The sequence below is a fragment of the Microcystis sp. M_OC_Ca_00000000_C217Col genome (assembly GCF_007095585.1).
GTDB classification, from domain to species: domain Bacteria; phylum Cyanobacteriota; class Cyanobacteriia; order Cyanobacteriales; family Microcystaceae; genus Microcystis; species Microcystis panniformis.
Genome location: NZ_SFBV01000326.1, coordinates 1 through 14,738, shown reverse-complemented (window position 1 = coordinate 14,738; position 14,738 = coordinate 1). Strand labels below are relative to the sequence as shown.

Sequence of the window (14,738 nt, the reverse complement as noted above, 5' to 3'; positions counted from 1 at the left end):
AACCAAGCGGTGCGAGAATTGTTAGAATTACCTCAAGGTAATGCTTTTCGGGAAAATGTCCTGGAATTATTGATTAGTTGGCGGGTTACTATGGAAATAAATAACATCCTAGAAACTGAAGATAGAGAGGTGTTTATGACCTTATCTCAAACCTATCAGGAATGGAAGGAAGCAACTAAACAGGAAGGAATCGAACAAGGACTAGAACAAGGACTAGAGCGCGGACTAGAGCGAGGACTAGAGCGAGGAAAACTAGAGGCTAAACTGGAATCTATTCCCCGTTTGCTTGCTTTGGGTTTAAGTGTGGAACAAATCGCTCAAGCTTTGGATTTAAACTTAGAACAAGTCCGACAAGCGGCGCGAGAGTAAAGGTGGAGAGTTAAAACGCAAAAATGCCACAATGGATAAAATAGGCATTTTCTGACTAACTGACATCTTCTATGAGTAACCACCTAAGCGGAAGCGAGATTCGCCAGCGATTTTTAGACTTTTTTGCGGCCAGAAACCATAAAATTCTCCCTAGTGCCTCTCTAGTCCCAGAAGACCCCACCGTTTTGCTGACTATTGCGGGAATGCTCCCTTTTAAACCGATTTTCTTAGGGCAAAAGACCCCAGAATTTCCCCGCGCTACCACTTCCCAAAAATGTATTCGCACCAACGATATCGAAAATGTCGGCCGGACTGCTAGACACCATACTTTTTTTGAGATGTTGGGCAATTTTAGCTTTGGTGATTATTTTAAAGAACAAGCGATCGCTTGGGCCTGGGAATTGTCCACAGAAGTTTTTAACCTTCCCCCCGAAAGATTAGTCGTTAGTGTCTTTAGGGAGGATGAGGAAGCTTTCGCTATCTGGCGCGATAAAATCGGTATTCCTGCCCATCGTATCCAAAAAATGGGCGAAGAGGATAACTTTTGGGTATCGGGTCCCACGGGTCCCTGTGGTCCCTGTTCGGAAATTTACTACGATTTTCACCCCGAATTAGGGGATAAAACCATCGATTTAGAGGATGATAGCCGTTTTATCGAGTTTTATAACCTCGTCTTCATGCAGTATAACCGCGACGCGGATGGCAATCTGACACCCCTAGCGAATAAAAACATCGATACGGGGATGGGTTTGGAACGGATGGCGCAAATCCTGCAAAAAGTCGCCAATAACTACGAAACTGACCTAATTTTCCCGATTATCGCCGAAGCAGCCCGGTTAGCAGCCATAGACTACCAGAAAGCGGACGAAAAAACGAAAGTTTCCCTAAAAGTCATCGGTGATCATGTGCGCTCGGTAGTACATATGATAGCGGATGGTATCTCAGCATCGAATAATGACAGAGGTTACGTCCTGCGTCGTCTGATTCGGAGAGTAGTACGACACGGGCGTTTAATCGGTATTGAAGGTCAATTTATCACCAAAGTGGCGGAAATTGCGATCGCTCTTTCCGAGTCCGTCTATGGCAATGTTCGGGAACGAGAAACGGTGATCAAGGCAGAATTAGAGCGAGAAGAAGCGAGATTTTTAGAAACCCTAGAAAGAGGCGAGAAACTGCTCGAATCGATTCTAGAAAAAGAAAAAAGCCAGATTTCGGGAGTCGATGCCTTTACCCTTTATGATACCTATGGCTTCCCCCTCGAACTCACTCAAGAAATCGCTGAGGAGCAGGGTTTAAGCGTCGATACGGCGGGTTTCGAGCAGGAAATGAAAAAACAGCAGCAAAGATCAAAAGCCGCCCACGAAACCATAGATTTGACGGTACAGGGTAGTTTAGATAAGCTGGCGGAACATATTCACCCGACGGAATTTCTCGGTTATACGGATTTGCAAGCAACCGCAACAGTAACGGCGGTTTTAGTCGCTGGGAAAACGGTGGAATCGGCCGCAGCAGGCACTGAAGTGCAGGTAGTTCTCGATCAAACTCCTTTTTATGCCGAATCGGGTGGACAAATCGGTGATAAGGGTTATTTAACCGGCGATAATCTGCTTATCCGCGTTGAGGATGTGCAGAAAGAATCGGGGATTTTTATCCATTTTGGTCGGATTGAGCGGGGAATTGTCACCACCGGCGATACAATTAATGCACAGATTGACCGTTCCTGTCGTCGTCGCGCTCAAGCTAATCATACCGCCACCCATCTGCTACAATCGGCATTGAAAAAGCTTGTCGATGCTGGGATTTCCCAAGCAGGTTCCCTCGTTAGTTTTGAGCGCCTCCGTTTTGATTTTAACTGTCCTCGTCCCCTGACTAGCGCTGAATTGCAACAGGTGGAAGAACAGATTAACACTTGGATTGCCGAAGCGCATGACACCCAGATAGCAGTGATGGGATTGGAAGAAGCGAAGCAGAAGGGAGCTATTGCCATGTTTGGCGAGAAATACGGCTCAGAAGTGCGAGTTATTGATATTCCTAGCGTTTCTATGGAATTATGCGGGGGAACTCACGTTAAAAATACCGCCGAGATCGGTTTATTTAAAATCATCTCCGAGACGGGAATCGCCGCGGGAATTCGTCGCATCGAAGCGGTGGCTGGCCCTGCCGTGTTAGCATACCTGAATGAACGGGATCAGGTGGTGCGGGATTTGTGCGATCGCTTTAAGGTCAAACCTCCGGAAATTCCCGATCGCATTACGGCCCTACAATCGGAGTTAAAGGGGACACAAAAGCAGTTAGAAGCGGTTAAACAGGAGTTGGCACTAAATAAATCGGATGCTTTGCTATCTCAAGCTGAATCTATCGGCGAATTTAAGCTATTAGTCGCTTCTTTGGGCGATATTGATGCTAATGCTTTGATGGCCGCAGCCGAAAGACTACAGCAAAAATTAGGGGAAGGGGCGGTGATTTTGGCCTCGACTCCCGCAGCTGATAAAGTGAGTTTAGTGGCCGCTTTTAGTCCCCGGGTGATTAAAGATAAGGGTTTACAAGCGGGTAAATTTATCGGTGCGATCGCTAAAATCTGCGCCGGTGGTGGTGGTGGTCGTCCCAATTTAGCTCAAGCTGGGGGACGGGATGCTAGTAAGTTAAGCGAAGCTTTAGCTAAGGCCAAAAGTCAGTTAACTAGCAGTTTACAATAGTTTTAAGGGTGGGCATTTTGTCCACCTTTAAAAAATTAGTTATCCTCTCGGTGTGATTGGTAAAAATAATATGGAACTACTGATCAAGAATTTGGGATCAATTAGAAATAATAATCAAGCTATAGATTTAACCAAGAAGTTTTATACTTTTATTGGTTACAATAATAGTGGCAAAACCCTAGTTTCTCAGCTTTTATGGACAATTTTTAATAATGACAATATTAGAAAGTTTTCCGAAAATACCCAAATTGATTCTTTAGTAATTGACTCGGAAAAACCTATTAAAAAAATTACTATCAATCAAGAATTAATCGATGAGATTCTCAATAAATTTAGCCAGTTTATTGAAAAAGAAGTTGTTAATACTTATAATCTTGATGCCAGTATTAAAGAAACGATTATTGGTTCCAATAAATTAATTTTTCAAGCAAATATCCAAGAATTTAAAGAGACGAAATTTAAAACAACTTTTTTGGTTCGTGTTGCAGGAAATAATGATCTGGAGTATTTACAGATTAGCAAGGGCAAAGGTAGCCTAACAATAAATATAAAAGAACCTAATATACCTGAAAAAGTATTTGATCAAATACCCAGAGACTTTTTTGAGAGAGCTAAACCATACAAGGAATCAGTAATTATTCCGTCAATAATAAGAGTGCTTTTGTCTCATGCAGAAGATACTTTTTTTATCCCCGCTAGTCGTAGTTTTTTTCCTGTTTTCTACCAGTACATTTATGAGATAGAGAGAAATAAAAGAAGTGAGTATAATCGTCGATTGCAAGAATTAATAGAAAATATTGATGATGATGTTGATACTAATCGGGATATATTCAAACGTCTTCAAGAACAATTACCCAAAAGGTCTTATACGGAACCAATGAATAAAGTGATTGAGTCGCTTTATTCTCTCAATACCAATAAAAAAATTAATTCAGTTTATAATTCTCTGATTGAAAAGATGATCAGATTAATGGGAGGAGAAATCACGATTTCTAGTCTAGAATCGATCGCACCTATTCAATTTTCTTTTAAATTCGATGAAAGCAAAGATTTACCCATGTATCTAGCTTCATCTTCAGTCAATCAGTTGACTATCTTGTATCTTTACCTGAAATATTGGGCCAAGGAAAAAAACAATTTTTTGATGATAGATGAACCAGAAGTTAATTTGCATCCCGAAAATCAAATTCGCTTAATGGATATTTTAGTTCAATTTGTCACCGAGCATGATAATCGGGTTTTGATCACCACCCATAGCCCAATTTTAACCGATATTCTCAACAATTATGTTTATCTTCATACCTTAAAAAGTTATGATGTTGATGTCACAAAAATTATTGAAGATAATCAATTAAAAAATTTAAATCCAGAAATTTCAATTGCTAAAGAAGACTTAGGGGTTTACTTTTTCACGGGTGATAAAATTATTGATTATGGAACCAGTGAATATGGTGTTTATTTTCGTAACTTTAAAGAAGTTATCAACTCTGTGCAGAAATCTGGCGAAATTTTAACCAATCATATCTATTTAGCAGAGAATGAGTAAGTCTAACTCAAAAAAAGAAATATTTTCCCTTAGACAAGAGTTTCATCAAGCTTTAGAAAAACAGGGTTTTATTGAAGAAATCTCCCCTAGTCAGGATGAGTATATTGAAATTCTAGAAACAAATAAGAGCGATTTAAAGAAAGTAGTTATTAATCACTTAAAGTTATCGTCTAAAAATGACAAAAATATATCTACAGAAGTAGATAAAATCTGGGTTATCAATTTAGAAAAAGAGTTACCCGGTATCTCTGCTTCCGGCAAAACCCCTGAAAAAGCTATATTAGTTTTACAGAGAAAAGTCGATGATGCTGGTAAAATTCTCAATTATCATCTGCAAATTTGTTTAATTGAACTTAAAGCATCCCTACAGGCAAAAAAAGACAAAGAAAGCACATTAAAGCAGATTGCTGGTAAATTTCAAAGCGGGATGAATAGAATCTATATGCTTCTGACTCTCAATAATCATGCTAATCCCCAGAAAAACTATCAAAATGCACAAATATTTGTGCAATTCAGAGGAATTATTTTTTATAATCGCAACGAAATTAGTGATCTTGCCAAAGAAAATGAGCCAGACTATAATTTGAGCGAGAGTACCTTATATAAAATTCTCTCTCAATCTACAGAATCAAATTTATTAACCCTAGAAACCCTATTAGAAGAACGAGATAAAATCGTCGTTAGGTTTATCCAAAATCCCAATCAAACTCAAGATTATATGACCATAAAACTAGAAGATTTACTCTGAATAAATGCTGCTTCTCTGTAATCTTGACAAGCTTTTTAGACATCAGCATTTAATCAGAACGTAGGTTGGGTTGAAGCATGAAACCCAACGCCTGCATGGGTTACGCTACCGCTAACCCATCCTACAAATAATTGTGCCTCCCTACTTAAATGCTGCTTCTCGGCAATCTTGACAAGCTTTTTAGACGTCAGCATTTAATCAGATGTGAGTTTTCATTTCACTGTTTACTGTTTACTGGACGGCTACGCCGTGCCTTTGGCAACACTGAAAAAAATCCCGCCACTCTCCTATACCTTTTAAACAGGATTTAGTATAATTTTGATGGGCAAAAATTGCTATTAACTACCCGGAGGGGGAATTACAGGAATTTCGATCCCGTCCGGAGCTAAGGGGGGAGGTGTGGGGGTTAGTTCTGGCTGGTCAACAGGTTCAGGTGTACTAACTAAGGGGATATTTTCCAGCACGGGAAGACGGGGAGTGATGGGTTGCGAAAACATCGCTTGAATTGCCGCTTTTCTGGTTTCTGGCGGTTCCAAAGCTTGCTGCCAGAGACTTTCATAAAAGAAGAAAATCACCCCTAAACCCCGTTGACGAGCAGCCAATACCTTTTCTTCAATCAAGGGTAGGGCAATCGGTCGATTGCGTAAACCGGTTAAAACCCCCACACCGGTGGGGATAGTTTGCTGGGTTTCCTGAATTTCGGGACGCTCTATTTGTTTGAGAAAACTGGGCAGATCGGGACGATAAACCTGTACGATTAACTCATCGACTAATCCTTGCCGCACCCAACCGAGCCAATCCTGTAAATGACCATTATAGGCGAATTCGTAGGGATTAGGGGCGATCGAAAGCAGTATATTCGGTTTAACTGCCTGAATTGATTCTTTGAGATTAGCCAGAAAAGCGGTGATTTTATCGGCCCGCCATTTTGTCCATTCGGGATCCCGGGGGTTAGCTGGGGGCGTTTTTTCGGTTTCCTGTTGATAAAGGGCGATAGTATAGGGATCATAGCCGAATTCGTTGGGTAAACTCAGATGATCGTCGAATTGGATGCCGTTAATATCGTATTGTCTCACCACTTCCAAGACTAACTCCCGCAGAAAATTCTGCACTTCGGGACGGAAAGGGTTCAACCACACCACCTCACCGGCTGCCCCCACCCAAGTGGTCCCCCCGTCGCGTTTTTGGGTTAACCAGTCTTGATGTTTTAAGGCTAATTCCGAGGTGGGAGGGGCCATAAATCCGAATTCAAACCAAGGAATGACCAATAATCCCCTGCCACGGGTTTGTTCCACCAATTCTGCCAAGATATCTTGTCCCTGCGCTCCCGTAGGCACAAAAGGCTGTATTCCTTCCCGTTGGGCGATCGCACTGGGATAGAGAGCATAACCGGAATTCCAGACCACGGGATAGATAGCATTAAAATTAAGATTAACTAATTGCTCGATCGCCTGTTGTCGTTTATCCCTGTCCATCAGCATCGCAGTATCGTTGGTGGTGATCCAAACACCGCGGATATCAGGATCTCGACTTTGAGAGAAAGCGGCAGAAAAATAGCCTAATAGTAGGACTATGAGAAAAGATACTAAGAATAGTAGTATAGGGAACTTTTTAAGAATTTGCCGCCAAACGCTAGTCGGAATTAGAAAAGTCATTTCTTTAAGGTGAAGATTAACGGTTTTAACTGGTTATAATACCAGCTTTGCTCAACTAGGTAGGCACAATTATTTGTAGGATGGGTTAGCGGTAGCGTAACCCATGCGGGCGTTGGGTTTCATGCTTCAACCCAACCTACGTTCATTTTATATTTAATTCCACCCACCTACTTATATATTTACCTATTTCTTCCCTCGCCACAATTGACCTTGAGGATAGAAATCATCAAGACGAATATCGAATTGATCTAGGGTCAGTAATAACCGATTGGAAGGACGAAAAAGAAATAAGTTGGCCTGGGGAATTTCTAGGACTTCTTTTAACTTATCGGTATCGGGGTTAGTGGTAGTCAGGAAGTATTGTACATCAGCATTAAGACGATAATTAAGGGAAAGCAAATCACCTAAGTTAGTCCAGTCATTACCTTCGTCGCTGATAACAATGGCCTTAGGTACAGCATTAATTTTTCTGGCAACTTCGCCATTCCAATAACTAGGAACTTTTGCCCAACTGGTTTCGGAAAGAGCATTATTAAAGTTCGATATTATACTAGCAGTTAACAAAAAAGTCAAGATAATTTTACCTAAAATTTTGCCTTGATTAAGCAATTGTGACAAGAAAAAAGCTACAGTTATATAGATAGTGGGAAAAGTCGCAATTAGATAACGGGTGACAGTCGATCTAGTGGTGGTCAAAATTAGATCGGGAATGACTAAAGCTAGGAAAGGTACTAGGGTTGAGGTAATCAGAAAAGTAAAAGCTATGGGGTGATTGTAGCGATAAACTCGATAAAAAGCATAGATAATTAAGATTAAAAAAATCAGTCTATATATATAGGTGAAGATGTTATTAAAACCAAAATCGCTATCGCTAAATGGACAAGTAAAAGTTAAGAGCCATAATTTACCGAACAATCCCCAATCGAGATAGTTAACGGCAGCCCAACTGGTGGAATTAAAGGCCCTTTGAGAGTTAGTTAAAAAAACCTGTAACCAGGGTATATATAAAATTATCATTGTTAACCCAGATAACAGGAAAAATATCAAGTTATTTTTTCGCTCTGGTTTCATAACAAGATACCAAATTATCAAGGTTGCTTGAGCAAATAAGTTAAGAATAAAAAAGAGATGGGTGTAGAGTCCGAGAGTATTAGAGAAGGTGTATAAAGACCAATTAACAAGAGTTCTTTTTTTGAGGCATTTTAACAGCATTAATTGACTAATTATAGTTAACAAAACTAAAAGACTATACTGACGGGACATTTGAGCAAATATTATATCAACTGGAGAGAGTGCTAATAAAATTACTGCTAGAATTGCCGTTAACTTTGATGTAAATATTTCTAGGGATAGATAGTAAATAAATGGCAGAGAGAGAAGACTAAAAACAATCGCTAAACTGCGGGAAGAAACGGGAGAAAACCCGAATATTTTTTCCCAATAGCGAGAGATAATAAAGTATAAAGGTGGGTGTTGAGGGTCTTCTTTAGCGAGAGATTTTATTGTATCAAAAACATTACTTTTGGGTTTTAGTTGTTGAAATTTTCCTAATTCTGTGGTAGATAAAAGACGATTTTGAAAGATAGTATCAGCGATTTCCTTTGCTTGATAACCAGTGGTTCTAATGGTGGTGTAGGATTCATCATGCCAATAGACTTTTTTATCGATATTTGTGAAACGAAAAACCACACCGAGAGTTAGGATAATTGCCAAAAGTATTAAAAGCCAATTGTTTTTTTTATAATTAATATTTGCTTGCATTTTAATAATTAGAACGGCTTTGTTTAAGATTAAGAAACTTGGTAAATTCTGGTTGAAAAAGTAGCTTAATCGTGCCGGTGGGACCGTTACGGTGTTTAGTAATAATTACTTCAGCTACACCTCGATCGGGACTATCGGGGTTATAATATTCATCTCGGTATAACATCATAATTAAATCCGCATCCTGTTCGATACTATTATGGACGATGATATTATTGGCAATAAAGTTATGCAATTTATCTACTGTTAAATCATACACTTCTGTCTCTCCATCCCCTTGAATTGCCATAACTTCATCCCAATTAAAAGTTAGGTCTGAATTACTCAGAGAGCGAGGTAAAGCGATATAATTACCAATATTTAATTCATCTAATCTTTGCCAACCGTGGACAGTCAAAAATTTATGATTGGCTGTAGCTCTAATCGTGCGACCTAAACGAGTTGTTAATCGAAAAACTGGCTTAAATCCTGTGGAAAAAACCTTAGTTACCAGTGCTTTTTCTAATTTCATTGTTTCCTCATTAAGAGCAAAAACCGTAAAATTAGAGCAATTCACTAACTGACGAATTGGCACTTTAGCACGAGGATCAGCTAACTCAACTAAACTATCACCCGCTAAACATCCCGACTCGCGTAAATCGGACATCATCGGTCTTTTATTATTGCGAGATTCCACAGCCCGACTTAACTGAGAAAGAGCAATTACTGGAGCATGAATTTCTCTCGCTAAACCCTTAAGACTGCGGGTAATTTTAGAAAGTTCCTGAACGCGATTATCACCTCCTCCTTCCATTAATTGCAGATAATCGATTAAAACTAATCCCATTTGTCCCTTTTTTTCTGCCTGTAAACGCCGCACTTGGGAACGCATTTGAATCACACTTAAATTAGCACTGTCATCGATATATATGGGCAAATTTAATAACTTTTCTAGTCCCCCAAGAACCTTCTCTAAATCATTTTGTCCCAAACGGCCCGATCGAATCCGATTACTTTCGATTTTAGCCTCATTCGATAACAAACGTTGGGCTAATTGTTCCTTGGACATCTCCAAACTAAAAACCGCCACAGGTAAATTCTGTTGAGCGATATTATAAGCAATATTAAGAGCAAAAGAAGTTTTTCCCATGGAAGGCCTACCGGCGATAATAACTAAATCCGAGGGTTGTAAACCACTGGTCATCGCATCGAGATCATAAAATTGAGTTTCGATACCGGGTAGAGTTGTCGTCTCCTGCATCTTCTCAATTTCATTAAAAGTTTCAATTAAAGTATCCCCCAGAAAAATTAAACCCTCCTGGGGTCGTTTTTGGGTGAGACGAAAAATCTTTTGTTCCGATTCATCGAAAACATTTTCTAATTCTAGCGTCGTATCCCTGGCTAACTCAATAATTTCTCCCCCGGTGGAAATTAACTGACGACGCATATATTTATCCATCACTAATTCAGCATAGCGATCGATGTTAGCAGCCGAGACAGTGCGCTCAATTAATTGTAACAATCGCGGCATTCCCCCGATTTCTTCCAGCAGATGATTATCCTGTAACCAACTGCTAACCGTCATTAAATCCGTCGGTTTTCCCTTCCCTTGTAAAGCAAGTGCCGCACGATAAATATCTTGATGGGTTTTCACATAGAAAGCTTCTGGAATTAAAAAATCACTGATTCTACCTAACGCTTTTGGATCTAGTAAAATACCACCTAAGATAGATTCTTCCGCTTCAATATTTTGGGGGGGGAGGGATTGATCGCTAATCATTGTCAATGCTGACTGTGCTTTATCATTAATTATAGTCATTGACCCTAATTAAATACAAATGTTCAGGTTAATGATCGGGGTTGGGTTTTGGGGTTTTAGGGTTTTGGGGTTTTAGTTGAAATTTCCCCACTTCCCCACTTCCCCACTTCCCCACTTCCCCACACCCCTTGTAAACAGGATTTAGTATGACTTTAATGGACTCCTCTGCGCTCTCCCCGGCCGTTTACTTTATTGGTGCAGGACCCGGAGATCCGGAATTATTGACGGTAAAAGCCGATAAAATTCTCCAAAAAGCCGATGTTATCGTCTTTGCTGATTCCCTCGTCCCCAAACAGATTCTTGAGGATACTCGTCAAGATGCCGAGTTAATTCCCACCAGTAGCATCACCCTAGAAGAAATTATCCCTTTAATGATCGATCGCGTGCGTCGGGGTTTAGCGGTGGTGCGACTGCAATCGGGGGATTTAAGTCTCTATAGTGCCATCCAAGAACAAATTGAGCTTTTGACAGCAGCAGATATACCCTTTCAGCTAATCCCTGGAATTAGTGCCTTTCAAGGATTAGCGGCTAAATTGGCCCTAGAATTAACGATTCCGGAATTAGTCCAGACAATTATTCTAACCCGGGTGGAAGGAAAAGCCTCTCCCATGCCAGAAAGTGAAGAATTAGCCTCTTTAGCCGCTCATAAAGCCAGTTTATGCCTATATTTAGCCGCCCGTCACATTGACAAAGCCCAGGAAAAACTCCTACGATACTACTCACCAGAGCAACAGGTGGCCGTTTGTTTCCGTCTCGGTTGGCCCGACGAAAAAATCTGGGTTGTCCCCCTATCAGAGATGGCCCAACTAACCCATCGGGAAAATCTAACTAGAACTACCCTTTATCTTATTAGTCCCGCTTTAAACCAGATTACAGGAACTCGATCGCAACTTTATCACCCGCAACATTCCCATCTTTTCCGTCCTCGTACCTAGGTATTTTCTGGGAAATCTATCGAAAGAAACACTGGGTTTCTACCTAAAGTTAGATTTAAAGAGCGGCGATTTTGTTTACAATGGCAGTGGGAGGTAGGGCAATTTTAAAAACGTTTAAAATTAGTCTAACAATCCATGCACAGCTGCCCTATATGTTCGGGAATTACCCTTCGTCACCTTGTGGCTAGTCGTGCCTACTGGTATTGTCCTCACTGTCGTCAGGAGGTTCCTAACTTCCTTGATTGCTCCATTCCTCGCAGGGTAGAGCGAGTTAGAGCGGAAAAAACAGTCTAGATTTTTAAGTTGGTAGATGGCAATAAGACCTGTGGGATGTGTTAATTTTTAACCCATCCCACTTTATCTGTCTAGACATCCCGAGGATTGAGATGGCTCATTTCCCAAGTCACATAGGTACCGATCGGACTCCAGATCAGGTAAGGTAGGAGTAGGATGGCCGCCCAAGAAGAAACAGGGAAAACCAATAGTGCCAGAAGACAACCCAAGAAAAAACCCGTACCTCCGATAATCGTTCCCGCTTTGAGACTGCGTAGTTTACAGGTGACGGGAGTATAGGCAGTAATAGTCAATTCCACCAACAGATAAAAAGCCATCAAAAACCAGCGATTAGCCGGTTGAGCTTCCCAGACTAAATAAGCAGAAATTGCGCCACAAATATAGATAATTGTCCAGATAAGAGGGATTAATCTTTCAAAGGTTAACCAATCGGGACGACGCAAGCGCGCAAACCAACGTACATCGCGAGAATTGAGTAACCCCCCAGCTAACGCTACCAAAAATCCCACGACACCGATAAGCAACCAAGAGGGAATCATGATTTTAAGCTATCCTCCGCTAATTTTGGCTTTGTAACCCGATTCAATGAGAATTTGTAGTATTTTTTGGCGATGATCTCCTTGGATCTCAATGGTATTTTCTTTAACTGTACCACCCGTCCCGCAAGCAGTTTTTAACTGTTTTAATAATTTCGTCAGAGTTTCGGTTTGGCATTGAAAACCTGTAACTATGGTAACGGTTTTTCCCGCACGACCGGAGCGGGAGGTTTGTACTCGCACATTCTGCTGATTCGGGGGTAATTCAGGAATGGAACGCTCAAAAGCTTGAGAATTGCTTTTATCTCCAAATTCCTGATAGGCAATCCGGTTTTTTTCTTTTGATTTACTCATATAGCAATTATCATAGTGGGTTTTGGTTGTGGGGAAGTGGGGAAGTGGGGAAGTGGGGAGATGGGGAAGTTGTCTCATCACCCTATCACCCCAAAACCCTATCACCCTATCACCCTATCACCCTATCACCCTATCACCCCAAAACCCTATCACCCTATCTCCTCCTGACTCCTAAATCCTGACTACTGATAGCTCTTAATTGGTTGGACTGGTAGCGCATTTGATTAAGTTCAGCTGCCGACATTCGATCGAGATGACCTAAAATCATATTAACTCGACCTTGGGACTTTAATTTTTCTCGATGTCGTGCCAAAAAATCCCAGTAAAGAAAGTTAAAAGGACAGGCAAACTCCCCGACTCGTTCATTTTTTTTATACAGACAACCCCGACAATAATCACTCATTTTATCAATATAGTTGGCAGAGGAAGCGTAGGGTTTGGAGGCGAGAATTCCCCCATCGGCAAATTGTCCCATTCCCAGTACATTAGTCTGCATTACCCAATCGTAGGCATCGATAAAAACACTATGAAACCAGTTTTCAATCTCTTGGGGAGAGCAACCAAAAATTAAGGCAAAATTGCTCAAAATCATTAATCTTTGAATATGATGAGCATAACCGGTATTTTCCACCTGTGATAATACTTGTTTGAGGCAATTCATCTCGGTTTGATTACTATCCCAAAAGAAAGCCGGTAAGGGTTGTTGATGCTCAAACCAATTATGATTAGCGTAATCTTCTCCCAGATAATGATAAATTCCCTGCATATATTCCCGCCATCCCAACACCTGACGGATAAATCCTTCGATGCTATTTAGGGCTAAATTATCTTTTTTATAGGCAATTGCTGCCCCTTGAATCACTTCCAACGGCGTTAGTAATCCTAGATTAAGATAGGGAGATAATAGGGAATGCCAGAGGGTTTCTTCTCCCGTTATCATCGCATCTTGGTAGGGTCCAAAGTTGGGCAGACAATTAGTAATAAAATGCTCCAAAACCTGTAAAGCTTGTCTGCGGGTTACTGCCCAGCGAAAAGGTTTAATTTTTCCATATTTAGGAATATCTAAAGCTTCCACATCAGCGATAACCTGAAGGGTAATTTCATCGGGTTCAAACCAAAGAGGAGCAGTAGTTTTTAATCCATCTTTGGGCGGTTTGCGGTTTTGTTTATCAAAGTTCCATTGTCCTCCTATGGGTTGATTATCCTCCATTAAAATCTGCCATTTTTTGCGACTTTCTCGATAGAAATCCTCTAGTAATAGTCTTTTACGAGATTTAGCCCAATTATTAAAATCTGTCCTTGTCCAGAGAAAGTGATTATTATCAATTAGGGTTATAACACAGTCTAAATCCAGATTTTTGATTAATCTAAGAAAAGGGCAATCATTAGGCATCATGATTTGTAATTCTTTAATGCCTAATTGCTTAATCCAAGCGGATAAAATCGGCTCAAAATCTTCAGCGACTTCGTAGGTGACAGACCATCCTAAAGTTTTTAATTCTTCGGCAAAATGACGCATCGCCGACCAGATTAAAACTAATTTTTGCTGATGATAGGGTCTTTGTCGAATATGATTGTGGGATTCAATTAAAATAACCGGCGTTTCCTGTGAATAGGCTTGACGATTAGCTAAGGCCGCTTGTCCTGTCCATAATTGATCCCCTAAAATCCAAATGCCAATGGTCATAATTATTTCATTGCCTCGACTATTCCGCCGTATTTTTTAGCCATAATATCCGCCATTTCCCGAGCAGAAAATTTACTGGCTTTGTCGATGCTGGGGGTAAATGTCCCCGTAGGGGTTAAATAATGGGTAAATACCCCGACTTTTTTGCTAATAATCCACATATTTCTTGAAGTCAAAAATCAAAAAGGGGATGGGGTGTGGGGTGTGGGGTGTGGGGTGTGGGGAGTTTTCTCAGTGAAGTGATAACTGATAACTGATAACTGATAACTGATAACTGATAACTGATAACTGATAACTGATAACTGATAACTGATAACTGATAACTGATAACTGATAACTGATAACTGATAACTGATAAC

Annotated in this window: 12 protein-coding genes and 1 pseudogene; 5 read left to right on the top strand and 8 right to left on the bottom strand. The window is 40.6% G+C overall.

From position 1 onward, the window contains the following. From EWV66_RS20825 to EWV66_RS20810, 4 genes are all read left to right on the top strand, one after another. A partial coding sequence (locus EWV66_RS20825) for an RpnC/YadD family protein (protein WP_502706154.1) occupies positions 1-369 on the top strand: 369 nt, incomplete at its 5' end. Positions 370-440: 71 nt separating this feature from the next. Next, positions 441-3,065, top strand: a complete 2,625-nt coding sequence (alaS, locus tag EWV66_RS20820) for an alanine--tRNA ligase (protein WP_287108279.1) — start codon at positions 441-443, stop codon at positions 3,063-3,065. A 70-nt stretch (positions 3,066-3,135) separates the two neighbouring features. Then, a complete protein-coding gene (locus tag EWV66_RS20815; protein ID WP_287108278.1) occupies positions 3,136-4,611 on the top strand; it encodes an AAA family ATPase in 1,476 nt (491 codons plus the stop codon). Then, positions 4,604-5,359: a carbohydrate kinase family protein gene (locus EWV66_RS20810; RefSeq protein ID WP_052277324.1), complete on the top strand. Its 756-nt coding sequence runs from the start codon at positions 4,604-4,606 to the stop codon at positions 5,357-5,359. The genes EWV66_RS20815 and EWV66_RS20810 overlap by 8 nt, the downstream gene beginning before the upstream one ends. 338 nt (positions 5,360-5,697) lie before the next feature. Here the strand turns inward: EWV66_RS20810 and EWV66_RS20805 are convergent, their stop codons facing one another. The 3 genes from EWV66_RS20805 to dnaB all read right to left on the bottom strand — a co-directional run bounded on the left by EWV66_RS20805 (position 5,698) and on the right by dnaB (position 10,534). Then, a complete protein-coding gene (locus tag EWV66_RS20805) occupies positions 5,698-7,014 on the bottom strand; it encodes a family 10 glycosylhydrolase (protein ID WP_052277323.1) in 1,317 nt (438 codons plus the stop codon). 183 nt (positions 7,015-7,197) lie between these two features. Continuing rightward, positions 7,198-8,775, bottom strand: a complete 1,578-nt coding sequence (locus EWV66_RS20800; protein WP_185237437.1) for a glycosyltransferase family 39 protein — start codon at positions 8,773-8,775, stop codon at positions 7,198-7,200. A 1-nt stretch (position 8,776) separates the two neighbouring features. Next, positions 8,777-10,534: a replicative DNA helicase gene (gene dnaB, locus EWV66_RS20795; protein WP_287108282.1), complete on the bottom strand. Its 1,758-nt coding sequence runs from the start codon at positions 10,532-10,534 to the stop codon at positions 8,777-8,779. Between the two features lie 185 nt (positions 10,535-10,719). Here dnaB and cobM point away from each other — a divergent pair, with 185 nt between their 5' ends. Then, positions 10,720-11,508 carry a precorrin-4 C(11)-methyltransferase gene (cobM, locus tag EWV66_RS20790; protein WP_052277320.1) on the top strand — a complete coding sequence of 263 codons (789 nt, stop codon included), beginning with the start codon at positions 10,720-10,722 and terminating at the stop codon, positions 11,506-11,508. Between the two features lie 365 nt (positions 11,509-11,873). Here cobM and EWV66_RS20785 read toward each other — a convergent pair whose 3' ends face one another. From EWV66_RS20785 to EWV66_RS20765, 5 genes and pseudogenes are all read right to left on the bottom strand, one after another. Continuing rightward, positions 11,874-12,341, bottom strand: coding sequence for a TspO/MBR family protein (locus tag EWV66_RS20785; protein WP_052277319.1), 468 nt, complete (start codon positions 12,339-12,341; stop codon positions 11,874-11,876). A 9-nt stretch (positions 12,342-12,350) separates the two neighbouring features. Beyond that, positions 12,351-12,692 (bottom strand): translation initiation factor, encoded by a 342-nt coding sequence (locus EWV66_RS20780; protein WP_185237438.1) that lies wholly within the window; start codon positions 12,690-12,692, stop codon positions 12,351-12,353. Between the two features lie 154 nt (positions 12,693-12,846). Then, positions 12,847-14,379 (bottom strand): cryptochrome/photolyase family protein, encoded by a 1,533-nt coding sequence (locus EWV66_RS20775; RefSeq protein ID WP_287108273.1) that lies wholly within the window; start codon positions 14,377-14,379, stop codon positions 12,847-12,849. A 2-nt stretch (positions 14,380-14,381) separates the two neighbouring features. Then, positions 14,382-14,540 carry a hypothetical protein gene (locus EWV66_RS20770; RefSeq protein WP_002776561.1) on the bottom strand — a complete coding sequence of 53 codons (159 nt, stop codon included), beginning with the start codon at positions 14,538-14,540 and terminating at the stop codon, positions 14,382-14,384. Between the two features lie 18 nt (positions 14,541-14,558). Then, positions 14,559-14,738: pseudogene (locus EWV66_RS20765) on the bottom strand (hypothetical protein); the annotation flags it as partial.

Coding starts and splice junctions, on each gene's coding strand:
- EWV66_RS20785 (WP_052277319.1), bottom strand. CDS start 12,341: ATGATTCCCTCTTGGTTGCTTATCGGTGTCGTGGGATTTTTGGTAGCG.
- EWV66_RS20770 (WP_002776561.1), bottom strand. CDS start 14,540: ATGTGGATTATTAGCAAAAAAGTCGGGGTATTTACCCATTATTTAACC.
- dnaB (WP_287108282.1), bottom strand. CDS start 10,534: ATGATTAGCGATCAATCCCTCCCCCCCCAAAATATTGAAGCGGAAGAA.
- EWV66_RS20775 (WP_287108273.1), bottom strand. CDS start 14,379: ATGACCATTGGCATTTGGATTTTAGGGGATCAATTATGGACAGGACAA.
- EWV66_RS20815 (WP_287108278.1), top strand. CDS start 3,136: ATGGAACTACTGATCAAGAATTTGGGATCAATTAGAAATAATAATCAA.
- EWV66_RS20805 (WP_052277323.1), bottom strand. CDS start 7,014: ATGACTTTTCTAATTCCGACTAGCGTTTGGCGGCAAATTCTTAAAAAG.
- EWV66_RS20810 (WP_052277324.1), top strand. CDS start 4,604: ATGAGTAAGTCTAACTCAAAAAAAGAAATATTTTCCCTTAGACAAGAG.
- EWV66_RS20780 (WP_185237438.1), bottom strand. CDS start 12,692: ATGAGTAAATCAAAAGAAAAAAACCGGATTGCCTATCAGGAATTTGGA.
- cobM (WP_052277320.1), top strand. CDS start 10,720: ATGACTTTAATGGACTCCTCTGCGCTCTCCCCGGCCGTTTACTTTATT.
- EWV66_RS20800 (WP_185237437.1), bottom strand. CDS start 8,775: ATGCAAGCAAATATTAATTATAAAAAAAACAATTGGCTTTTAATACTT.
- alaS (WP_287108279.1), top strand. CDS start 441: ATGAGTAACCACCTAAGCGGAAGCGAGATTCGCCAGCGATTTTTAGAC.